This is a genomic window from Deinococcus detaillensis, assembly GCF_007280555.1.
In the GTDB taxonomy this organism is placed as follows: Bacteria; Deinococcota; Deinococci; order Deinococcales; family Deinococcaceae; genus Deinococcus; species Deinococcus detaillensis.
The window spans coordinates 1-20,891 of record NZ_VKDB01000037.1; the positions used below are offsets into that span (position 1 = coordinate 1).

21 protein-coding genes and 1 pseudogene are annotated in these 20,891 nt (G+C 61.3%); 11 read left to right on the top strand and 11 right to left on the bottom strand.

The features are described 5' to 3' along the window. Positions 1-570 precede the first annotated feature (570 nt). From FNU79_RS17445 to FNU79_RS17460, 5 genes and pseudogenes are all read left to right on the top strand, one after another. On the top strand, positions 571-1,377 hold the full coding sequence (locus tag FNU79_RS17445; RefSeq protein ID WP_185974789.1) for a ParA family protein: 807 nt from the start codon (positions 571-573) through the stop codon (positions 1,375-1,377). Next, on the top strand, positions 1,370-2,251 hold the full coding sequence (locus FNU79_RS17450) for a ParB/RepB/Spo0J family partition protein (protein ID WP_143722073.1): 882 nt from the start codon (positions 1,370-1,372) through the stop codon (positions 2,249-2,251). Before FNU79_RS17445 ends, FNU79_RS17450 begins: the two co-directional genes overlap by 8 nt. A gap of 4 nt (positions 2,252-2,255) precedes the next feature. Further along, positions 2,256-3,632: a S8 family serine peptidase gene (locus tag FNU79_RS17455; protein ID WP_143722074.1), complete on the top strand. Its 1,377-nt coding sequence runs from the start codon at positions 2,256-2,258 to the stop codon at positions 3,630-3,632. A gap of 78 nt (positions 3,633-3,710) precedes the next feature. Then, positions 3,711-3,824 (top strand): annotated as a pseudogene (locus FNU79_RS19895) (IS6 family transposase); the annotation flags it as partial. Position 3,825: 1 nt separating this feature from the next. Then, positions 3,826-4,149: a DDE-type integrase/transposase/recombinase gene (locus FNU79_RS17460; protein WP_449757696.1), complete on the top strand. Its 324-nt coding sequence runs from the start codon at positions 3,826-3,828 to the stop codon at positions 4,147-4,149. A 121-nt stretch (positions 4,150-4,270) separates the two neighbouring features. On the opposite strand, the gene FNU79_RS17465 is transcribed toward FNU79_RS17460, so the two are convergent. The 11 genes from FNU79_RS17465 to FNU79_RS19840 form a co-directional block, all read right to left on the bottom strand. Further along, on the bottom strand, positions 4,271-4,576 hold the full coding sequence (locus FNU79_RS17465) for a hypothetical protein (protein ID WP_143722075.1): 306 nt from the start codon (positions 4,574-4,576) through the stop codon (positions 4,271-4,273). Between the two features lie 11 nt (positions 4,577-4,587). Beyond that, positions 4,588-5,154, bottom strand: a complete 567-nt coding sequence (locus FNU79_RS17470; protein WP_143722076.1) for a hypothetical protein — start codon at positions 5,152-5,154, stop codon at positions 4,588-4,590. A gap of 153 nt (positions 5,155-5,307) precedes the next feature. Further along, a complete protein-coding gene (locus tag FNU79_RS17475) occupies positions 5,308-6,438 on the bottom strand; it encodes an outer membrane protein assembly factor BamB family protein (RefSeq protein ID WP_185974790.1) in 1,131 nt (376 codons plus the stop codon). Next, on the bottom strand, positions 6,435-7,316 hold the full coding sequence (locus FNU79_RS17480; RefSeq protein ID WP_143722078.1) for a c-type cytochrome: 882 nt from the start codon (positions 7,314-7,316) through the stop codon (positions 6,435-6,437). The genes FNU79_RS17475 and FNU79_RS17480 overlap by 4 nt, the downstream gene beginning before the upstream one ends. 3 nt (positions 7,317-7,319) lie before the next feature. Further along, the gene (locus tag FNU79_RS17485) at positions 7,320-7,502 is read right to left on the bottom strand and encodes a hypothetical protein (RefSeq protein WP_143722079.1); all 183 of its coding nucleotides are present in this window, start codon (positions 7,500-7,502) and stop codon (positions 7,320-7,322) included. A gap of 25 nt (positions 7,503-7,527) precedes the next feature. Then, the gene (locus tag FNU79_RS17490) at positions 7,528-8,034 is read right to left on the bottom strand and encodes a cbb3-type cytochrome c oxidase subunit II (RefSeq protein WP_143722080.1); all 507 of its coding nucleotides are present in this window, start codon (positions 8,032-8,034) and stop codon (positions 7,528-7,530) included. A 12-nt stretch (positions 8,035-8,046) separates the two neighbouring features. Next, positions 8,047-9,573, bottom strand: coding sequence for a cbb3-type cytochrome c oxidase subunit I (locus FNU79_RS17495; RefSeq protein WP_143722081.1), 1,527 nt, complete (start codon positions 9,571-9,573; stop codon positions 8,047-8,049). Between the two features lie 37 nt (positions 9,574-9,610). After that, positions 9,611-9,808 carry a hypothetical protein gene (locus FNU79_RS17500; protein ID WP_143722082.1) on the bottom strand — a complete coding sequence of 66 codons (198 nt, stop codon included), beginning with the start codon at positions 9,806-9,808 and terminating at the stop codon, positions 9,611-9,613. Between the two features lie 35 nt (positions 9,809-9,843). Then, on the bottom strand, positions 9,844-10,758 hold the full coding sequence (locus FNU79_RS17505; RefSeq protein ID WP_143722083.1) for a c-type cytochrome: 915 nt from the start codon (positions 10,756-10,758) through the stop codon (positions 9,844-9,846). A gap of 287 nt (positions 10,759-11,045) precedes the next feature. Continuing rightward, positions 11,046-11,246, bottom strand: coding sequence for a MerR family transcriptional regulator (locus tag FNU79_RS19835; protein WP_185974791.1), 201 nt, complete (start codon positions 11,244-11,246; stop codon positions 11,046-11,048). 46 nt (positions 11,247-11,292) lie between these two features. Next, positions 11,293-11,514 (bottom strand): integrase core domain-containing protein, encoded by a 222-nt coding sequence (locus FNU79_RS19840; protein ID WP_225430156.1) that lies wholly within the window; start codon positions 11,512-11,514, stop codon positions 11,293-11,295. Positions 11,515-11,772: 258 nt separating this feature from the next. On the opposite strand from FNU79_RS19840, the gene FNU79_RS17520 reads away from it, so the two are divergent. The 6 genes from FNU79_RS17520 to FNU79_RS17545 form a co-directional block, all read left to right on the top strand. Next, positions 11,773-12,039, top strand: a complete 267-nt coding sequence (locus FNU79_RS17520) for a transposase (RefSeq protein WP_143722085.1) — start codon at positions 11,773-11,775, stop codon at positions 12,037-12,039. 47 nt (positions 12,040-12,086) lie between these two features. Continuing rightward, positions 12,087-12,692, top strand: coding sequence for an IS3 family transposase (locus tag FNU79_RS17525; protein WP_225430157.1), 606 nt, complete (start codon positions 12,087-12,089; stop codon positions 12,690-12,692). 157 nt (positions 12,693-12,849) lie between these two features. Next, positions 12,850-15,579: a LuxR C-terminal-related transcriptional regulator gene (locus FNU79_RS17530; protein WP_143722087.1), complete on the top strand. Its 2,730-nt coding sequence runs from the start codon at positions 12,850-12,852 to the stop codon at positions 15,577-15,579. 133 nt (positions 15,580-15,712) lie between these two features. Further along, complete coding sequence (locus FNU79_RS17535) at positions 15,713-15,910, top strand: hypothetical protein (RefSeq protein WP_143722088.1); 198 nt, start codon at positions 15,713-15,715, stop codon at positions 15,908-15,910. 196 nt (positions 15,911-16,106) lie between these two features. Then, the gene (locus FNU79_RS17540) at positions 16,107-17,417 is read left to right on the top strand and encodes a hypothetical protein (RefSeq protein WP_143722089.1); all 1,311 of its coding nucleotides are present in this window, start codon (positions 16,107-16,109) and stop codon (positions 17,415-17,417) included. Positions 17,418-17,979: 562 nt separating this feature from the next. Next, positions 17,980-20,891 (top strand): PKD domain-containing protein (locus tag FNU79_RS17545; protein WP_185974795.1); only part of this gene is annotated, 2,912 nt, incomplete at its 3' end.

Sequence of the window (20,891 nt, forward strand, 5' to 3'; positions counted from 1 at the left end):
GTAAGCGTCGGTGCAGGCTTTGAGTTGGTCGCGGGCGTCGGTGAAGCGGCTCTCAAGGGTGGGCTGTGCGTCGGTGGGGACACTCACGGGGAACTCCGAACGTGGGCCTGGGTACGTCAATCCCGCTCAATACGTTGACTGAGCACGCATACACGAGTAAAGTATGGCGTAAGGCGAATGCCGACAGGCTGTGGCGGCCTGCATAAGCTTCTTAAATTCTTGAAAAAGTGGAACCCTCTGCGAACAACGGTCTAGAAACCGCGCGGGGGGTTTCCCTTTGGTCTAGTGCTCGGTGACCGCCGGGATGTTGTCAGTATACGGTGAAATATGCTGGAAGTGACGATTTCGTACTGTTGCTTGGTACGGATGATTGAATGCAGCGGCTTTTGAACGTCTTCAATCCTGCTGGATTACCTTCTCGACGCTGAGAGGATCGGTGTTTTAGCCGGTTCCACTCACAGCAGGTCATGAACGATCTGCTGTGGGTGGAACCGGCTGTTACTTGCTGCCGTTCCTCACAGAAACAGTCGTGAACCCAACATGAAGAGCAGGGGCGTTACCATGTTCAAGATGCGCGTCCTGACTTTCTTTAATCATGCTGGCGGGGTCGGAAAGTCGAGCAGCGTGCGGGACATCGGTTACACGCTTGCTCAGCGCGGCTACCGGGTGCTCTTGGTCGACGCCGATCCGCAAGCCAACCTGACCGACTGGCTGGGTGTCCGTCAGATCGAACGTGACGGAGCGGTTCGGGAGATCGAACTCGAAGACACCATTTACCCGTCCATCCTGGCCGATGAGGACGCCGAGTTGGCCCTCCCAGTTCCCGTTCGTGTTCACGGTCTGGACCTGATTCCTGGGCATCTGGACGTCGCCACCATCGAGCCGCTCCTGCCCGGCCAGCTGATGGGCGTACTGAGACTCAAAGAGGCCCTTAAGCTGCTCGAAGACCGGTACGACTTCGTGTTGATCGATCCGCCGCCCAGCCTGGGGCAGCTCAGCGCCCTGGCGGTGATCGCTGCGCAGTACGTGATCGTCCCGGTGCCTGCGACTGGCAAGGGACTCAAGGGCCTTCAGACGGTCACCGTGATGCTCAACCGCTTCAGAAAAGCCAATCCGTTTCTCAGGCTGGCGATGATCTTGGTAACGCAGTACAACGACACGACCAACCACAGCCGGGAGAGTCTGGCGCAGCTCAGATCACAGTTCGGGCACCTAGCTCCGATCAGCTCCCCCCTGACTTACCGCCCGGCTCTGTATCCGGATTCTCAACTTCACGGCTCACCGCTGCCGGAGTTCGCCCGCCGGAATCCGGTGACGGCGGAGATCTCAGCGGTGACGGATATGCTGCTCGAATCCATCGGAATTCGAAATGAGTGATTCCCGGAACCGGGCCGACGCCTTCAGTTTCCTGCTTGGGGCCGCCGCCAGTACAGCTGAGGGTCCGCAGATCATCGCGGTCGACCGCGTCGCCGTGCTTGCTGGGCAGCCGAGACGACACTTCGATGAGGCTGCCCTCGCCGCCTTGAGCGCCAGCATCCAGAGTCAGGGTCTTTTGCAACCCATCCTGGTTCGACCTGCCCAAAATGGATACGAACTCATTGCCGGTGAGCGCCGATTGCGGGCCGCAAGGCTCGCTGGGCTGACGGAAATTCCGGCGACAGTCCGTGTCGTGGAAGACCAGGACGTCAATCTGCTGGCAGCCCTGGAGAATCTTCAGCGTCAGGATCTGAATCCACTCGACGAGGTTGAGGCCACACTGGCGATCCTGGCCCGCGCAATGGGAGTGGGGGAGGGTGAGGTCGTTGCGCTGCTGCATGCTCAGCGCCGGACACCCGACGCTGAGGTGGTGGAGCAGCTCGACGCCCTCTTTCAGCAACTCGGGAGGGGCAGCTGGCGGTCCTTCGCTGCCAACAAAACTGGCGTTCTCAGGTCTCCACCGGACCTTCTCGAGCTGATGCGCTCAGGACAACTCGAATACACCCGCGCCGCCGCCCTGTCGAAAGTCAAGGATGACCAGCAACGTCAGGCGCTGACCCAGCGTGCCCTGGTGGAGCAGCTCAGTGTCCGTGAGATTGCTGCCGCTGTAAAAGGGACCGTGAAAAGCCAGCAGCGTTACCAGCATGTGAAGTCACTGATCGACGAGAAGCGGATTGCGAGTCTGGCAGCGGACGAGCGCCTCAGAGTAGATCAATTGCTCGCAGAACTCGAAACACTTCTCAAGGGTCCGTCCAGTACGAAGGGGTGCTCATAACGTTATGAGCACCCCCGAATTTGCCCGACCGCTGAACCTCAGCCTCAACTTGACCCAGGCGCTCCCAACTGAACGTGTCACGGCTAAGCTGACCGGCGTCAGCGCTCAACAAGCCCACGTTTTTATAGGTGATACGCCTGCTGATGTCGTCTCAGCAAGTGGGGAAACCATCGTCTTCAGCGTTCCGCCCGGCACCAAAGCTGGATCACAAGTCGTGCGGGTCGATGTTGGTGGCCAGAGCCTCAAGCAGTCACTCGAGGTACTGGGAAAAGTCTCGACCACCGAAGTGGCCGTATGGGTCAAGGAAGGTGTGACGAAAAGCGACTTCAGTGCCAGGCTCAGCCAGCTCAATTTAGGGCTCAGTCTCATCGATTTCAGGCCCCTGAGTGGTCCAGGACCATGCACCAGTACCCTGGCCCGGGTGGGAGTCCCCAGCGGTCAGAATATCGGAGCGGTGTTGAGCCGACTGCGTCAACCAGCTGAGGAGGACGTGGTGTTGCAGGCGGATCCGCAAAGTCTCTGGGGACTGGATGTGGATCACCTCACCGCCATTGGCATTCAGGGAGCACGTCAACGGGGCCGTAGTGGCAAAGGCGTAACCATCGCCATCCTGGATACTGGGGTTACTCAACAAAGGCATCTGGGACAGAACCTCCTTGCCGGATATGACTTTGTAGAAGAAGACAGCGATCCAAGCGACGCCTTCGATGACTCGGTCACTCCCGATCAGGATGGACACGGGACACCGGTCGCTGTTCTGGCCGCTGGTGCAGAGTTCGGCGTTGCCCCTAACGCACGAATTCTTCCCATTCGGATTGGAGATGCCCACGGACAAATTCTGGCGAGCCAAGCTGTCCGGGGAGTTTGCTTCGCATTGAAGACTGTGCCCCCCAAACAACTCGTACTGAATCTCAGCTTCGGTGGAGATACACCCACTCAAGGATTGAAAAATGTCTTGGCCTATGCGCTCCAACAGCAAGTTCTGATTGCTGTTGCCGCTGGAAATCAAGGCAGTGCTGGCCCAACACATTATCCTGCTGCTTTCGACTTGCCTGGGCTGGTGGCCGTTGGAGCACTTCAGGTCCTGCTCACTGAAGAGTGGCGTCCCGCTTCATTCAGCACACACGGAGCCTACGTCGATATCGCTGCTCCTGGACAGGGCATCATGAGTAGTAGTCCCACCAGTACCATTCATGCTTATGAAGGGACTTCCTTCGCAACGCCACTGGTTGCTGGGGCGTTGGCTTTGTGGCGAGAAGCTTTCCCGGCTGCCACTCCAAGTGAAATAGAGCAGAAAATCAAAAACAGTGCGGTGCCTCTCCTTACGGCTAAGGCTGAGGAGATTGGCAGTGGCATGCTGAACCTCTCTCAAGCTCCATAAGGGGTGATGTTGCCTTAATCGGATTGGGGTAGGCTCACCACCGTGACCGACTGAACGCTCTAGCGCCACCGCTTCCCGATGACCATCATCCAACACGCCGTGTGGCTATATCACCGCTTTCACCTGAGCTATCGGGACGTCCAGGAACTGCTGCACCAGCGCGGCATCCAGGTCAGTCATGAGACGCTGCGCGATGGTATCTAGACGAGATGTGCACGACGGTGGACGGCGTTCGTCCCGGCAGATCCCAAGTTTAGCGGACGTCGACCACCAGGAAGTGATCTCCACAGCGCGTTGTAATAACATCATTGAGCAAGAACATCGATCCACACGACGACAGGAACGACAACAACAAGGATTCAAGCGGCGCAAACGTGCTCAAGAATTCCTGAGCCTGCACGCCCGGATCACGAATCTCCACCACCACTCCCGAACCAGCGTCTCCGCCTCGACCAGACGAACCAACCAGAAGCAAGCGTTCCAGACGTGGTCAACCGTCGCGACTGGGGTGGCCTGAACCTTAAACCACCCCAGCCCTCCGTCTGGCGCGAGCCAAGTTAGGACAACACAACCGTTTCAAGTCCCCTCAGAAACTGTCGGGTACTGAGCACTGCCGCTCACTTCATTTCGGGGGGCTCCTACTTCCAAACCAAACTGATCAGTCCGGTCAATACGGATGTGAAGAAAAGCCAGATCACCAGCACCCGCCAGCCGCCTAGATCCAGCGGATCACGCCCGGACCGGACAAACCAGCGCCGGGACAGCCCCAAGTAACTTAGAACGGCCAGCCCTAGACTCAGCAGCAACACCAGCGGCAACCGCCCCGGCAGCAGCGGCACCAGCAGGCTGGGCAACACCAGCAGCACCATCGGCGCGACAATCAACCCGCTGAGGCCGCGCTGCAACTCGCGTTCCCAGAATGTATGTTGGACGGTTTTGTTCATCTCTCCCTCCCTCAAAACTGAATGTTCATGACATTGTTTTCGTCGGCCAAGTACATCAGCAGCATCGCCAGATAGATGAAGGTCATCAGCCAGGCCAGGGCACGTGAGTCCATTAACGAGAACAGCGCTCCGCCGAACAGAGCGTACAAGCCGTAGATCACAAAGTGTTCGGCGGCGTGTGCCAGCGGATGGGCGTCCACGTAAGCCTCTACCGTGCGCGACATGCCCAGCAAATCCAGCGTCGCCACACTCAGTAGCACGCCCCAGTGCACCGCGCGGGCACGCCAGTTAAGGGCTTCTCGTCCAATGCCGGGCGAGACGTGACTGACCATCAGGTTGACCAGCCGCCGATAGATGCCGGAAAGCGGCACGCCCAGGATCAGTCCAGCCACCGCCATCAGCATGTGTTCGGCATTGTGAAAGTAGTCGTCCTGCACGGCGCTGGCGATCACGACGGGCAAGAGCGACAGGCCCAGCACGCCCAGCGACAGCGCTGCCCAGAGGGCGTGGGCGGGGCGCAGATTGGTTTTGAGGGTGCCCGCACCGCCCCGCCAGAGGGAGCCGGACCAAGCGGCCATCTCCGGGCGTGTCAGAAGCCCAGCCCGCCCTGACCGGTGTTCACGGCCAGGGTTGTCCATAAAGCCAGGGCCAGGCCCACTCCCAGGGTCATTTTCCAGTTGGCCCGCAGCCAAAGTTTGGCGCTCTTCACAGTCTGCTCCTGTTGTGTACATTCATGGGGCGCGGCCCTGTCCGGCGGCGTTCTGGCGGGCCAGCGGCCAGGGAGCGGTGGCCAGGGGGCTGCTGGTCGCCAGCGCGTAGAAGGTGCGGCCCGCGCCCACGTAGAGGTGTCCGTCCGGCCCGATCACCGGCGAGCCGAAGACTGCGCCGTCCAGTTGCAGCGCCCACTGCTGCTGGCCGTCCAGGTTCAGGGCGTGCAGCAGGCCGTCTCCGGTGCCGACGTAGATCACATCGCGGGCCAGGGCAGACGATCCGCCGATGCTTTCCCCGACCTGCACCGTCCAGCTCACGTCGCCCGATAAGCTCATGGCCGTGAGCTGACCCGCAGTATCGGTGAGGTACAGCCGGTTTTCCTTGCCGATCAGCGGCGTGGTTTCCAGCGGCGCACCTTTGTGGGTCCAGCGCACCTTACCTGCCGGGTTCAGCGACACCAGACCGCTGCCAGTCCCCAGATAGAGGTTGCCCTGCCCGTCAATGGCCGGATTGGCATACAGGGTAGAAGCCGCTTTGTACTGCCATTTGACCTTGCCCTGCGGGGTCAGGGCCAGCAGCAGCGACTTGGCCCCAATATAGACCGTGCCGTCTTGCGCCACGACCGGCGAGGCGCTGTAGAAGGTCGATACCTTGTGCTGCCAGATCTCTTTTCCCTGTCCATCTAGAGCGTACAGGAACGGCCCGCCCGCCGCGTAGATGGTGCCATTTTTGCCCACGGCTGGAGAGAGCACCGGAGAGTCGTCGATGTGCTTTTCCCAGCGGGTCTTACCGTCCAGACTCACGGCGGCCAGTTCGCCCACACGGGCCAGCAGCAGCGTCTGTCCCGAAATGGCCGGGGTATACAGCAGCCGGTCGCCCAGATCAAAGCGCCAGTGCTGTTTGCCGCTGAGCGCGTCCAGCCCTGAAGCGATTCCCCTGGCGTCGGCCACGAACGCCTGACCACCGGACGCCAGAACCACCGAGGCCCCCGCCCAGCCCTGGCCGTTGACCGTCCAGAGGATTTTCGGAACGCCGCCTGCGCCGGTTACTGGCGTCCCCGACTGCGCCCCAATCAACGCGGCGGCCAGGGCCAGGCTGCCCACCAAGCCGCCGAGCCGGGGGAGCCAGCGCCGCAGCTGAAAGCGCGTCATTGTCCGCCCCCAGCCGGACGCACGAACACACCGTCGGCCCGCTCCCAGGGGGCGTTGAAGGTGTTGATAGGGTCTTGGACGTTTACGCCGCCCTTGGTGACCTCCAGTGGGCTGGGCGTGCCGGGGGCAGGAGCCATGACCGCGCTGAGATAAGCCACTACGTGTTCCAGCGCAATCTGACCCTGATCGTTGCCCCATTCGGGCATCAAGCCATCGAAACCGTACTTGATGAGTTGCGCCACCCGGCTGGGGGGCAGGGTCCACAGCAGCGAGTCGCCCTGGAGCGTGGCGGCCTCGAACGGTCCGGCCCGGCCCTGGCCGTCACTGCCGTGACACTGGGCGCATCTTCCCTGGAAGAGCGCCGCGCCGCCCTGAAGCTGGGCGGTGGGCGCGGTCAGGGCGAAGACTGAGAACTCGCCAGTCAGGTCGAAGTGAGTGGGGTGGGCCGCGACCGCCGGGTCAGCGGCAGCTTGCTGATATGAGCGCACCACAGCTGGCCTGGCCTGCATCACCGAGGCCGGTTCCGGCTCGTCCAGGGGGGCCAGATGGAAGGCGAAGTACCAAGCGCCCCACAACCCGAACATCACGAAGAAGACGGCCAGGAAATTGGGCACCGAGGCGTCCCCAGACCGAATCTCATCGGATTCAAGCTGGGCCTGGACCTGCTCGGCAACCTTGGCCTCGGCGGCAGGGCCGCGCTGCGGCTGGTAATTTTGCGTCTGGGCCAGCGCGTCCTTTTTGTCTGAATCGCGCTGTTCGGATGGCCGACGTACAGGCTGGGCAGAACCGGATTGAGCAGAACCGGGTTGGGCAGGGCTAGCCTGAGTCGGCTTGGACTGCTCAGTATCAGGCTGCGGGGGACGTTCGTCTTCAGGCATGGCTCATTCCTCCCCCGGCTCTTTCCAGGTGGGCGTTTCCTGGTTGACGCCGTGCATCATGCGGTACTTGGGCAGCTCCGTTTCTTCAGGCTTGCTGGGGTTGTGAACCGCCAACATCAGCAACATGGCAATGGTCACGATGATGATCAGCGCCACCACGATCACGCCAATTACGGCAGTGGACATGGGTCTGACCTCCGGAAGTGAACGCTCATTTGAGAGTCATCAGGTAAGCGCTGATGGCGTCGAGATTTTCTTTGGACAGATAACCGAAGCTGGGCATCCAGGTGCCGGGATTCAGGCGCTCGGGGTTGAGGAAATGAATGGTCATCCACTCCTGGCTGGGCCAGCGCGTGCCGACATGCATCAGATCCGGCCCCCGGCGGTGCTGCCCAAAAAACGTCGGGTTTTGGTACAGGTAATCGCCCGGATGACTGACCGCGCCGATGTCGCCGGGCTGATGAACCGTGCCGATGTCAGACTCCGGTAGCCGCACATTTTGGCTGTGACACTCCCAGCAGCCCGACTGGGCGTACAGCTGACGGCCCCGCATCTGCTGGGCGGTGTACTTCACGGCCAGCGGTGTGGGCTGGTAGTTGTTGGTGGCGAAATACGGCAGCGCCACGGTGGTCAGAATCGCCATTGAAAAAATCAGCAAACTCAGGGCCACCAGCAGCCCGGTATTGCCCTCGATTCGGTCAAACATCTGTTTCAACATGGCTGCCCCCCTCTAATCCGTCGCCGCAGCGGGCGGCAAATTGGATGCTTGCGGATGGGGATCGCGCACGGTCGGACCGGGGAGTGAGTCGGATTCCGGCGCGTGTTTGGGGACCCAGGAGCGGTCATACACGGTGCGGATCATGTTGTACATGAAGATCAGGTGCGAAACGATAATCAGCAGGCCGCCGCCCGCCACCGGCCACATCAGCGGCTGGGTGGGCCAGACGGTGGAGTCCATCCAGTCTTGCCCGCCGACCCGCCAGTTGGCCGATTGCACCAGCCCAGCAGTCTGGAGAAACAGCAGCAGCACGATCCAGCCGGTGCCGAACAGCGCCAGATGCCACCAAGCCAGCGCTCTGGAATAGATGGGGTGGCCGGTGACGCGCGGCACCAGATAGTAGCCCGCCCCCAGCGCGATGGCGCTGAAGCCCGCGCCCATCGCCAGCATGGCGTGGCCTACCGTGAACTGCGAGAAATGCTCATAAATATTCAGCGTTCTGAGCGCCATGATCGACCCCTGTACCGAGGTCAGCAGGTAGCAGGTCAGCCCGAACACCACGAATCCCAGCGCCGGGTCCTGGGCCAGCATCTGAGTGTTGGGCTGCACCGATTTGTAGAGGTTCCACACCGAGGCGAACACCGGAATGAACAAAAAGATCGAGAACATAATCGCCTCGGTCTGAAGCCAGTACGGCAGGGCGCTGGTGACGCTGTGGTGGCCCCCCACCGGCGGATAAACAAAGATCAACGTCCAAAAGCCGATTAGCGAAAGCCAGTGGCTGTAGATGGGCCGCTTAGTGATCTTGGGAATCAGGAAGTAAGCCAGCCCGAGGCCCGCCGGCGTGTACCACATCCCCAAAATGTTGTGACCGAAAAACCAGTTGGTCACGTTGTCGTAGATGCCCTGATACGGGTTGTTCAGCGGGTTGAGCCACAGCCCCTTGCCGATGATGATGACGATGGGCAGCGCGAGCACGGCGGACAGCGAGTACCACAGGCTGACGTAGAGCGGGCGTTCGCGGCGATAACGCACAGTATTGACGATGTTCAGCGTGGCGCACAGCAAGGCCGCCAGCAGCAGCACGTCGACCGGCAAAATGGTTTCGGCGTACTCGCGGCCCCGGCTCATGCCCAGCGAGAGGGTCACCCAGGTGGTCAGGCCTGCCAAGTTCCACAGCCAGACGCTCAGGTGGGCCAGCCGCTCGCTCCACAGCGGGGCACGGCACAACCTGGGCACGATGAAATACATGCCCGCCACCGATCCCATCGACAGCCAGTACCACAGCACCAGTTGCACATGCAGCTCGCGCATTTTTGACCACACCAGAAATTGCTGCAAATCCAGCGGAATGTACTTCCAGACCTGCGGGTGGGCCAAGTAGATGGCCATCAGCAGGCCGTAGGTCATGCCGATCAGCATCCAGATGCTGCCGGTCAGGAACATCCGGTAAGCGGCGGTGCCGGGCCGGGTCGGGAAAAACCAGTTGGCGCGGGGCGCGGGGGCAGCGGCAGCGGGCAGGTGGGCAGTTTGGGTCATGCAGGCTCCTGGGGGCTGAAGGCAAGGAAAAGAGGAGCTAGCGTTCCGGCACGTACTGGGTGGTGACGTACAGGTACAGCGTGAAGGCCGCCAGAGCGATCAGCAGGACCAGCAGGCCCCACGCCAGCCACAGCGGCATCGGTTCCGGGCGGTCACTGATCTGGGTCTGGATGGGCGGGGTGTGGTGTTCGAGTTCCGCAGAAGGTAAGGCGGGAATCTGGCTGGCCTGGGTCAAGGCGTTCTCCTCTGAACTCGGGACTTCGTGAGCCATCACGGATCAGGCAGAGAGGGAACGCTTTGCGGCGTGGTGTTGTTGACCGACTGAAAGACGGGGTACTGACTGTAAAATCCGTCCTTGAAAATGGGGAGGGTGTCGGGGCTGGCCTCGTTGCGGCCCAGATAGCGCAGGTAGCGCAGAATGCTCCAGGCCTGCTGACGGTCGATCACTTTCTGAGTGACCCAGCCGCGCATCGGCGTGCCGACGATGCCGTGTTCCAGAATCCACATCAATTGGCCGTCGCTGTAGCGCTGCACTTCCGGAGCGGTCAGGTCTGCTGGGCGAGGTTGCAAGCTGCGCCCGGCTGGACTCAGGCCACGGGCGTTGGTGCCGTGACAGACCGCGCAGGTCTGGATGTAGTTCTGGCGGCCCAGTACGATCTGCGGCGGCGTGCCGGGCAGCGGGTTGGTGCGGGTATCTTTAGGCATGATCAGCGTGCGGCTGCGGACATAGCGGGCCACCGCCTCCATCTGGGAGCGGGTCAGCAGCAACTTCCAGGCGGGCATCCCCGTTCCCGGCACCCCTTCGGCGATGTAGCCGAGCAGCTCGCCGTCGGTAAGGTTGCCGATGCGCGGGGCACGCAGGTCAGCCGGGTGCGGCAGGATATTGACGCCGGACAGCCCGCGCCCCCGCAGTTCGGGGCCGTGGCAGGCCGCGCAGGTAGCGGCGAAGACTTGTCGCCCTTCCAGCAGGGTTGGCACGTCGTTGGGGCGGGTCAGGGTGACGTTCTTGTAGCCTTCCGGCGGGCGCAGGGCACCGGCGTAACTTCGCAGCCCGCCCGACACACCCTCGTAATTGGTCGGCCCACTGGCGCAGGCACTAAGTAAAGCGCCACTGAGTAGCAGTGCAGTCCAGCGGCGCAGAAGCTGCCAGGACGATCCAGCAATGTGGACGGGCTTGCTCTCCATACCAAAAACACCTCAGTTTTAGGTACAACAACGTTTATCTTTAGGTAAGCTGAGCGGGCAGGCTTCACGGGTGCCACTTTGCCTGAGACCCGGAATCCTGAAACGGCTGTCTGGCCGCACTTAGATCTCATTGAGGGAAGTGTGCGAGAGGCCACTATACTCCTGGAAGACGGCAGCGAACATGAAATGTTTTCACCTCTCCCAATCACGGGAAAGGTCCAATTTTTGCTCAGTTCCTGGCACTTTGAGGGTGGTCCCAAGCCACCGGGTCTCTAGCGGTTAACCTGTCATTCAAGAGTTCGTAGGTAAAGAAGCTGGTGGCTGTAAAGTCGCCGCCCCCGCTTGACTGCCACCAACTGTCCCCGCGTGACCCACTGACGCAGCGTGGCTTCCTGAACGCCGAAGGCGGAAGCCAGTTCGCTGAGTGGTTGAAGGGGAGAGTGGGGCTCAACCGCCGCAGCCAGCAAGGTATCGAGCTGTGGGATCACGCCATCGGCCAGCAGGTTTTTGATATTGCAAGACCGTTGTGGAGGATCAGTTCAGTGCGGCGCGGTATTCCTCAAATCGAGTCGGTGAGCGATATCCCAAGCTGGAATGGCAACGCTCACGGTTGTAGAACACTTCAATCCATTCAAATACCAAGCTCCGCGTGTCAGCGCGGTTTCCCTGCGCTTTTTGGAGATCCAATTCCAGCTTGAGGGTCGAAAAGAAGCTCTCTATTGCGGCGTTATCCCAGCACTCCCCCTTCCTGCTCATACTTTGCAGCGCCTCCAGGCGCTGCAGAGCCTGTCTATACTCGCTACTGGCGTATTGGGTGAATTCAAGTGATGGTCGCAACACCTCAAATCAGGGGGTTGGGATGAAACACGTAAAGCGAGCATCAGATCGATCTGGACGTCGTAAGATGAGTCCACCAGGACGACCAAGACTGGCACGACGTGAAGATCAGCAGTGACGTGACCCCCGAATCTCGGTCCAAAAAAGTTGCGAATTCAGTGGCAAGCTGGAGGGACAATGAAAGGGAAACGGTACACCGAGCAGCAGATGCTAGACGTTCTGGGTCAGGTTGAGGCGGGTCAACCGATTAGCGAGGTCGCAAGGATAGCGGGTGTGGCGGTGACGACGATTCACCGCTGGAAGGCACATTACGGTGGAATGACCAAAGACGAAACCAAACGGTTTCGTTTGCTGGAGGAAGAAAATCGCCGTTTGAAGAGGCTTGTTGCTGATTTATCGCTCGACAATCTGGTGCTCAAAGAGGTGGTCGCAAAAAAGTGGTGAATCCTGAAGCCACATCACAGTCCCAGACGCCGATCAAGCGCCAGGTGGTGGGCTTCATCCGCCAGCAATTCAAACTCACTGAACGGCGGGCGTGTCGGGTCCTCGGGTTCTGGCGCTCAACCCAACGGCACTACAGAAACAGTCCTGGAGAGGAAAAAGACTTGGCCCTAAAGATCCGACTGCGTGAATTGGCTCAGGAGCATCCCCGGTTTGGCTATCGGAGACTCCACGTCCTGTTAAAGCGCGAAGGACAAGTGGCCAATCACAAACGGGTCTACCGGATCTATCGGGCTGAAGGACTAGCCGTCCGTCGCAAAGCCCGCAAGAAGATCACGGCCCGAGAACGGGTGCAGAAACCTGTGGTTTCTGCCGCCAATCAGCGTTGGAGTATGGATTTTATGTCGGACCAGCTCGCGTCTGGGCGGCGATTTCGCGTCCTCAACGTGGTGGACGACTTTACGCGGGAGTGCCTGATGATGTATGTCGGTACGTCCATTACGGGCTCGGACGTGGCCAGACTCTTAGGCGACGTTCTGGCTGAGCGTGCTCAGCCAATCATGATCGTGACGGACAACGGGCCGGAGTTCATCAGCAAAGCGCTCGACCAGTGGGCACATGAATACGGCGGTAGCCGTACCGTACCCGCGTTGTAGGGTCTCGGTTATCCGTTTCAGGATGACCGGTTTCTGGACGTTCACCAGCGGTTGAGAGCGTTGACTGGACCAGCCTACGCCGCCGGACAGGCGGGGTGAAGTCTCAGCCCGATTAAGGCAACACAACCCTTTAGCGCGGCTGATAACCTGATAAGCAATGGCCTTGACCCTGCTCAGCACAAAGCTGCATCCTCCCCTTCCCACAGCCCATGTCATTGCGCGGCCACACCTTGTCGCACGGCTCGAGCGGGGGATCGGTGCCAAGCTCATGCTCATCTCGTCTCCAGCAGGGACGGGCAAATCCACTTTACTGGCGGCCTGGCTCAGGCAGCAAAGCCGCCCCGCCGCTTGGCTTTCTCTCGATAATAGCGACAACGATCTGAGCCAGTTCTTGCTCTACTTGGTCAGCGCCCTGCAACAGCTTGATCCTAACCTTGGAGTGGGGCTGCCTGAACTCCTGCAACAACAAAATGTAGTGAGCTTTGAACCCTTACTGATTCAGCTCACCAATAACCTGGCACAGCTCGGCGGCAGGGTCATCTTGGTTCTCGACGACTATCATTTCCTGTCCAACTCAAGGATTCACGACGCCACCGAGTTCCTGCTCGATCACCTGCCGTCTCAGGTGTGTCTGGTTATCGTCACCCGAACCGATCCGCCTCTGGCGCTCTCACGACTGCGGGTTCGCAGCCAATTGTTGGAGGTGCGTGGTGCGGACCTGCGATTCGACCTTGAGGAAGCGGCGCACTTTTTGAACGGGAGTCAGGGGCTTGGCCTTTCCCCCGCTGCCATTGCCAGCCTGGAGGCCCAGACCGAGGGCTGGATCGCCGCCCTGCAACTGGCGGCCCTGTCTCTTGCCGAGCGGCCTGACAAGGAAGCGTTCGTGGAGGCCTTCGTGGGCAGTCACCGTTTCCTGGTGGACTATCTGGTGGACGAAGTGCTCAGCCGTCAGCCCGCCTCCATCAAGACCTTTTTGCAGCGCACGGCGATTCTGGAGCGCTTCAATACGTCTTTGTGTGAAGCGGTGACCGGCCAACCCACCGACGCCGATCTGCTCAGGCAGCTTGAAGCGGCCAACCTCTTTCTCGTTCCCCTGGACGACGAGCGTAGGTGGTACCGCTTTCACCACCTCTTCGCCGAGTTTTTACGGCACCGCTTGAAGGCGGACGAGCCAGCATTGATTCCTGAATTGCACCGCCGGGCCAGCGCTTGGTTTGCGGCTCAGGGTCTGACCGATGAAGCGATCCGGCACGCCTTTCTGGCAGACGACAACGAATTGGCCGCTCAAGTCGCCGCCGCTGTGGTGGCCAAGCTGGCCGTGCAGTGGAGCAACGAGCAGTTCATCCAGTACTTTCAGCGATTGCCCACCGCGCTGATCCCAGCTCATCCCCAGCTCTGCTTGTATTACGGCTGGTTTCTGACCACCACTGGGCGACTCGGAACCATCAAGGCGGCGCTGCCGCTGCTGGAACAGAGCAAGGTGTATTCCCCGGAACCCCAGATGCTTGACGCCGCCATCTTCGGTCTGCGTGCCTACGATCACCTTCATCAGCTGGACTTCGCCGCCGCCGCCCGGCTGTGCCAGCAGCAGCTGAGCCTGCTCGAACATGAACAGCCAGGTCGTTCCACCCCCGAGGCGCTGATGGTCCGTATCGCTGGCACCAATCTGATGGGGTCTATCTGTTTTTACACGGCTCCGCAGCGAGCAGCAGCGCTCTATCAGGTCGCTCTGAATCTGGCTCAGCAGATCGGGAGTTTTATCAGTATTTTCACCGCCACCACCGGACTGGCCCAGGCCAACCAGCAACTGGGCCAACTCCGTGAAGCGGCGCGTGTCCTCGAACAGGGGATACGCCACCTAGAAAACACGCGCAGTCAGCGCGGGGGCAGCACCAGAACCGGGAACGTCGCCGAACTGCACGCCCGGTTAGGCCAGCTCCACTACGAGCGCAATCAGCTGGCTGAAGCTGGGGCGGCCCTTCGGCAGGCCAGAAAGCTCAACGAACTCTACGGCTCTCCGTTGGCCCTGGCTCTGGAACTCAGTCTCTCGCTGAGGCTCTGCCTGGCAGCGGGTGAGGTGGAAGCGGCCCACACGGCGCTGCACCGGCTGGACGAGGTAAGCGCCAGCGTCCACGGCAGTGATCCGCTGCTCAAGCAGACCTTCGAGGTGCTGGCCATGCACGGCAGACTGGCGCTTTCGGCCCAAGCCCCCCAGTTGACCCACCTTCTGGACGAGGTGAAGGACTGGCTCGAATCGTGCTGGCCCAGCAACGACGAGCACTTCGGGTCCCCGCTCAGCGGCCACGATATCCTGGCCCGTTTGCGGCTGGCCCGCAATGAACCCACCCAAGCGCTGCCCCTACTGGAGCGGCTGATCGAGGCAGCCCAGGACCAGGAACGGGAAAATGACCTGATCCGCTTCCTGCTGCTGCAAGCCCTGGCGCTGCAACAGCTGAACCGGGAAGGGGAGGCCATGCAGGCGCTGATCCGCGCTCTGAAACTCGCCGAACCGGAGGGCTACTACCGCAGCTTCATAGATCTGGGATCCCAGATGCAGGCCCTGCTCAAGCAGCGTGCCAGAAGCCGGAACACACCGTACCTCGCCGCACTTCTGGCCGCGTTTCCGGAAAGCAGCAGTCCTCTGACAGCGCCCGAAAAGCCCCAGACCGAAGTGATTATTCAAAGGGTGCAGGGCGAAGCATTCAATGCGCGTGAGCTGGCGGTGCTCCGATTGCTGGAAGTTGGGAATACCCACAAACAGATTGCCAGGGAGCTTCAGCTCTCGCCCAACACCGTGAGATGGTACATGAAAAACATATACATCAAATTGCGGGCAAACAACCGCACTGGGGCGCTCAACCGCGCCAGGGAGATGGGGCTGCTCTAGCGCCCCACTACACTCTTTCCACCCACACACTTCCTACCCATTTGCAGGGTGACACATCATCACCTTTCTCATTAAGATTGGGTTCAGGTGATGTCCTGTGGGGAGATTTGAGCCGCTGTGTTACGAAATTCGTGTGAAGGGGCATCTTGATGCCGGCCATAGCGAGTGGCTGGGCAATCTCGAGCTTCACCTTGAGTTCCGCCGTGACCAACCCGTCACGGTATTAAGCGGCTCCCTCACCGATCAGGCTGCACTGCACGGGGTACTCAACATGCTTCAGGCGTTGGGTGTGGTTTTGCTGGAAGTCACTCAAGTCGAGGAGCCGAATTGAAGCGCCCACGAGAAAAAAAGCAGATGAGCGGGTGTCCACTCACCACTTTACCGATACAAGCTGGAGGATGTGACCATTGAAACGACGAGTGAACGAACTCACCGACCTGGACCCGCTTCGCGCCGCTGCCGCTGGCCCGCGGAGAGTGGACAAACAGCGCCGGACATGGCGTGCGGCGATCTATTGCAGCGCCATCATGAGCAGCGTCGCCGGAGCGTCCGGTGAAGTTCAGATCAGGTATTACAGCGTCAGTGCGGCCCAGAGTTTTCTGGACGCTTTCAGTGTGCAGCTCAAGCTTCAGTCGCCCAGCAGTCAGACAAATAGTTACGCCGTTGACCTCTCGGTTGAAACGCCGCTCCAGAGCTTGACGGGCCGCTACACGTCGGGGCGGCACACCGTCCAGGTTCAGGCTCGCCGCCAGGTCGACTTCGTTCAGAAGAGCGCCAACCTCTCCGGCAATCTGAATTACTCGTACTCGCCCGTGCTGGAGGCTTCGGGTTTGGCGCTCTCGTCTTTCTCGGCGTTTTACGCTTACAACGGCAGTCAGTCCCCGACCCAGGCCACCACCGTTCACACGGGTGGCCTGAATTTCGGTGTGAGAATCTCGGATGCCCTTTCCGGCTCGCTGTCGGGTTCCGGCACGCTGTTCGACATCAAAGCCGGTACTTTCAGCAGCAACCAGACGAGTCTCATGGCGTCCGGCTCGCTGAATTACCGCAAGTCCAGCACCACCGCCTCCATCAATCCGAGCTTCACCTTCGCGGACGGCAAGACCCGCTGGAACGTGGGGCTCAATGCCCGCGCCGCGCTGACCGGCGACCTGGCCCTGTCGGGGTACACCAATCTGAGTTCCTCGTCCCCGGCCACCACGACGGCGGATCTGGACTATGACGCCAGTAAACTGCTGGGCCAGGGAACGCCCAAGGGCAAGCTGAGTGTCGGCGCGGCGGTGACCCTGACTTCCCCGGTCTTCACCGTAACCGGGCGGGTCAGGACAGCCCCAATCCCCAACCTCACCCTCGGAGGCAGCGTGGGCTATACGCCGTCCACGTCGGCGCTGACCTACAGTGCCGACGCCTCCGGCAAGTTGGGGCCGATGTACCTGAGTGCCAACACCTCGCTCAGCACCGCGCCGGAGACCGCAGCGGCCTTCAGCGTCAGCACGTCTATCAGCGCTCAGGCGCAACCGGTCTACGGGTCGGTGTCGCTGGGCTACCGGCGGCAGGGTGAGTCACAGAGCGGCTACGCGTCCGGCACCTTCGGCTACCGCCAGGGCAGCCTGGATCTGGGCACCACCCTGGCCCTCAATGCCTTTTCTCAGGGCAACTTGAACACCGGCACGTCCTCAGCGGCGGGTGCGTGGCAGATCCTCGGCACCGCCGACTTCACGGCCGCATACGCCGTCCTCAAGAACATCGACGTGACTGGCAGTGTCCGCTACGAGCAGGCGTCAACCGCCTCGTCCAATCACCTGCGCTACGGCGCGGGACTGCGCTACCGCTTTTGATGCTGGGTTACCCGCGAAGGATCAATATGACCGAGAGACGGTTGCCAGACACATTCCTGGCGCGATCACCGATTGCTGTTCGGCAGCACCTGCTGACCGCGCCGACCACCGACCACGACATACCGCGCGGCCCCAAGCCAAGTGGAGAAGCCGTCAAGTTCTCTCTAACGAATGCGGCGCGGCACATCACCGCTCCCCTCAATTGGAGAGATGACAACGCAGACGATCAAGGGTACGGCGACGGTTTGGGTTTCCGCCTCTTTGAACATCCATTCCGGTCAACGGGCCAGTCTTCCGTGTGGCAGCCGACCGGTGGAGGACCTCTATGAATCAACAATGGCGGCCAGGAGAAATTTTGGCCCACAGTCGGATGAACGCCGTGCGGCTCGTGCTGCTGGCCCTGTTCCTGACGGGAGGCTGGGGAAGTGCGGAGAGGGTCTACCTCCTCACGTCTGGGGAAGCTACACCTGGAGCCAACCAGTTCGTTCCTCGGGCGGAAGCACAACGGGTGACCGGCTTCGCGGATTTCTCAGATTGCGCGGCAAACGAAAGAGTGTGGACTGTGCAGACTAAGCAGTACACCTCTCCACCGATCATCCGCGTCTACACTGTCAATAATCCACCCGGCGGGCAGACCGCACTGGACTTTGGCGTGATTCAGGCAGACGGGTATTTGGAGTTGCGGTCATCTGGACGTTGTCATGGCGCTACCGCCGGTCAAGAATCCAATTACCCTATACCCACCCGGCTCACGGCAGACGCGAGCAATCCCGCTTACGTGCTGACGGGCCAGTCGGCCCAGTACAAGTTTAACAACAGCGGCGAAGGCGTGACGTACACCATCAACTGGGGTGAAGGAGCGCCCGACAACTGGGTGGGCTTTGGCGGTGAGCCGACCCATACCCTCCCCCACACCTACAACACAGCGGGCGTCTACACGATCAGGACTGTGGCCAGCAACGCGGGTTACACCGCCCCGGAACGCACATCGACCGTGACAGTCTTGACCCCCACCTTGACGCTGCTGACGACGTATCAGGTGGAGCCACGAGACAACATGGCCATCTTGTACAAGGATCTGCTTCCTGGAAGTAGCCACACTGTGGACTGGGGCGACGGTACGACGAGTGACTTTGTTATGCCCGCAGGCCCGCCTCAACCGTTGAGACTGCTACATGCCTATGCGAAGGAAGGGACCTACACCATTCGCACCCCAACCCAGCCCAGCCTCGCCCCCCTTCAAATCACCATCAAGGCTTCTCCGCCCAACCTGACGGTGTCAGGCACAGGATTGGCCGCGACGCTCAATATCAGCTATACCCAACCTGGCACAAACTACACGGTCGACTGGGGCGACAACCAGACCTCGCCGCTGGCGGGGAACCTTTCGGCGCAGCAGCTGAATCACACTTACTCGTCACCCAGCACCTACACGGTCAACATGTATGGCCCGACCTCGGCCACGACCACGGGCGTGCTGGCGACCGCAACCTTCACAGCCACCCTGGGCAACGTGACCCTCAGCGCCGCCCCTCAGCGGCCCGTGGTGAGGGAACAGGTGGTGGTCACGCTGACTGGACTGGCTGATTCGGCCACGTACGATCTGAACTGGGGAGACGGCACCACCGAGCCGTTGACCGGCCAGACGACCGCGTCGCGCTCGCACGCCTACGCGGCGGCCCAGGATTACACCATCACCGTGACCAACGGCGGGCGGACGCTGGGCACCACCGCCGTGGCCGTGCAGGTTCCCGCACCGGTGCTCTCCCATACCGCTCAGAATCTGACTGTGACTCTCCAGGTACAGAACCTTGTGGCGGGCGCGGCCTACACGGTGAACTGGGGTGAAGGAGCGCCCGAGCCACTCAATGCCACTGGCCCGGCTGCGACCCTCGCGCACGCCTACCCCAGACCCGGCACGTACACAGTGACTGTCACACCCGCACGCGGCGTACCCGCCACCGAATCCGTGTCCGTGGTCGCCTCGCAGCCGAAGCTGGCCATTATCCCGCCGGTCGTGGACACCGATCAGACGGTCACGGCAACCCTGTCCGACCTGACCAAAACGCTGAGCTACACCCTCGACTGGAGAGACGGCCCGCCGATCACCTTCACGGCGGCCGACGTGATCAATACCCTGACCCACAGCTACGCCGTGCCCGGCACGTACCAGGCGGAACTGACTTCCTCCAGCACCAATCCGGTCTCCGCGCCCGTTACGGTGCGGCCCGCCGCGCCCACACTGCAACTGGTGGCCAATGAACTGAGTGTCGCGCTCACCGCCGCCAAGCTCTACGCCGGCGTGACCTATACCGTCAACTGGGGCGCAGGTGTAACCGAAACCTTCCAGGCCACCGGACCGATCATGACCCTCACGCATCTCTACGCCGCGCCGGGCGTGCAGACGGTCACGCTCACCCCCAACGGCGGCACGCCGGCCACGGCCACGGTGACGCTCATGGTCCCCGCGCCCACCCTGAGCGTGGCACCAGCGCAGGGATCGACCGACACCACCTTCACTGCCGCGCTGGGCCAGCTGGTTCCATCACTCACCTACACCCTGAACTGGGGCGACGGTAGCAGTGAACCCGTGACCGGTGCTGCGACCTTCACCCGCACCCACCAGTACACCAGGCCCGGCACCTTCAGCGTCTCGGTCAAATACGCCGATGCCCCGCCCGTTCAGCAGAGCGTGACCGTGAACGTGCCGACCCCGATTCTGAGCGCCACCAACCTCAACCTGAACGCGACCCTGCGACTGAGCAGGATCGTTCAGGCGGCGACCTACCGCGTGCAGTGGGGTGACGGTCAGGAGCAGCCTCTGACTGCTCAGACGCCGGAAACGACGCTGACGCACACCTACGCGGCACCGGGAACCTACACCCTCACCGTGACCCCCACCCTCGGAGACGCGGGAACTGCGACTCTGGATGTCAGGTACGTGAATGTGGACGCGCCCACCCTGAGCGTCGCGCCCGTCACTGCCAGCGTCTACGACGTGATCAAGGCCGACTTCAGCGCTCTGGTTCCTGCCCTGAGCTACACGCTGGACTGGGGCGACGGGCAGCGCGAGGTCATCACCGGCCTGACGGTCGGCACCCGCGTTCATACCTACACCGTTGCAGGCACCTACACCGTCAGCTTGAAAGCGCCGGAATCACCGGCGGCCATCAAGACCGTAACCGTCACGCAGCCAGCGGCCACCCTGACCGCGACGAGTACCGCTTTGCAAGGGCAGGCCACCCTCACCGGGCTGGTCAAGGCTCTGGCCTACCGGCTCGACTGGGGCGACGGCACGCCAACCGTGGATATCACGGGTGTGGAGACGCAGACCCTGAGCCACAACTACGCCCGTCCCGGCAACTACCGTCTGACCTTGAGTGTGCCCGGGAGTGCTCCGGTGAGCGCCGCGCTCACCGTGAGTGTGCCGGCGGCCACCCTGACTTCAACGACGGACGCGCTGAGCGTGACCGC

Bases quoted from the DNA above. Each gene is read 5' to 3' on its own strand.
- FNU79_RS17475 (WP_185974790.1), bottom strand. From the start codon at position 6,438: ATGACGCGCTTTCAGCTGCGGCGCTGGCTCCCCCGGCTCGGCGGCTTG.
- FNU79_RS17530 (WP_143722087.1), top strand. From the start codon at position 12,850: ATGGCCTTGACCCTGCTCAGCACAAAGCTGCATCCTCCCCTTCCCACA.
- FNU79_RS17495 (WP_143722081.1), bottom strand. From the start codon at position 9,573: ATGACCCAAACTGCCCACCTGCCCGCTGCCGCTGCCCCCGCGCCCCGC.
- FNU79_RS17465 (WP_143722075.1), bottom strand. From the start codon at position 4,576: ATGAACAAAACCGTCCAACATACATTCTGGGAACGCGAGTTGCAGCGC.
- FNU79_RS17480 (WP_143722078.1), bottom strand. From the start codon at position 7,316: ATGCCTGAAGACGAACGTCCCCCGCAGCCTGATACTGAGCAGTCCAAG.
- FNU79_RS17450 (WP_143722073.1), top strand. From the start codon at position 1,370: ATGAGTGATTCCCGGAACCGGGCCGACGCCTTCAGTTTCCTGCTTGGG.
- FNU79_RS17485 (WP_143722079.1), bottom strand. From the start codon at position 7,502: ATGTCCACTGCCGTAATTGGCGTGATCGTGGTGGCGCTGATCATCATC.
- FNU79_RS17460 (WP_449757696.1), top strand. From the start codon at position 3,826: ATGGTATCTAGACGAGATGTGCACGACGGTGGACGGCGTTCGTCCCGG.
- FNU79_RS19840 (WP_225430156.1), bottom strand. From the start codon at position 11,514: ATGAGCAGGAAGGGGGAGTGCTGGGATAACGCCGCAATAGAGAGCTTC.
- FNU79_RS17520 (WP_143722085.1), top strand. From the start codon at position 11,773: ATGAAAGGGAAACGGTACACCGAGCAGCAGATGCTAGACGTTCTGGGT.
- FNU79_RS17490 (WP_143722080.1), bottom strand. From the start codon at position 8,034: ATGTTGAAACAGATGTTTGACCGAATCGAGGGCAATACCGGGCTGCTG.
- FNU79_RS17505 (WP_143722083.1), bottom strand. From the start codon at position 10,758: ATGGAGAGCAAGCCCGTCCACATTGCTGGATCGTCCTGGCAGCTTCTG.
- FNU79_RS17445 (WP_185974789.1), top strand. From the start codon at position 571: ATGCGCGTCCTGACTTTCTTTAATCATGCTGGCGGGGTCGGAAAGTCG.
- FNU79_RS17470 (WP_143722076.1), bottom strand. From the start codon at position 5,154: ATGGCCGCTTGGTCCGGCTCCCTCTGGCGGGGCGGTGCGGGCACCCTC.
- FNU79_RS17540 (WP_143722089.1), top strand. From the start codon at position 16,107: ATGAGCAGCGTCGCCGGAGCGTCCGGTGAAGTTCAGATCAGGTATTAC.
- FNU79_RS17455 (WP_143722074.1), top strand. From the start codon at position 2,256: ATGAGCACCCCCGAATTTGCCCGACCGCTGAACCTCAGCCTCAACTTG.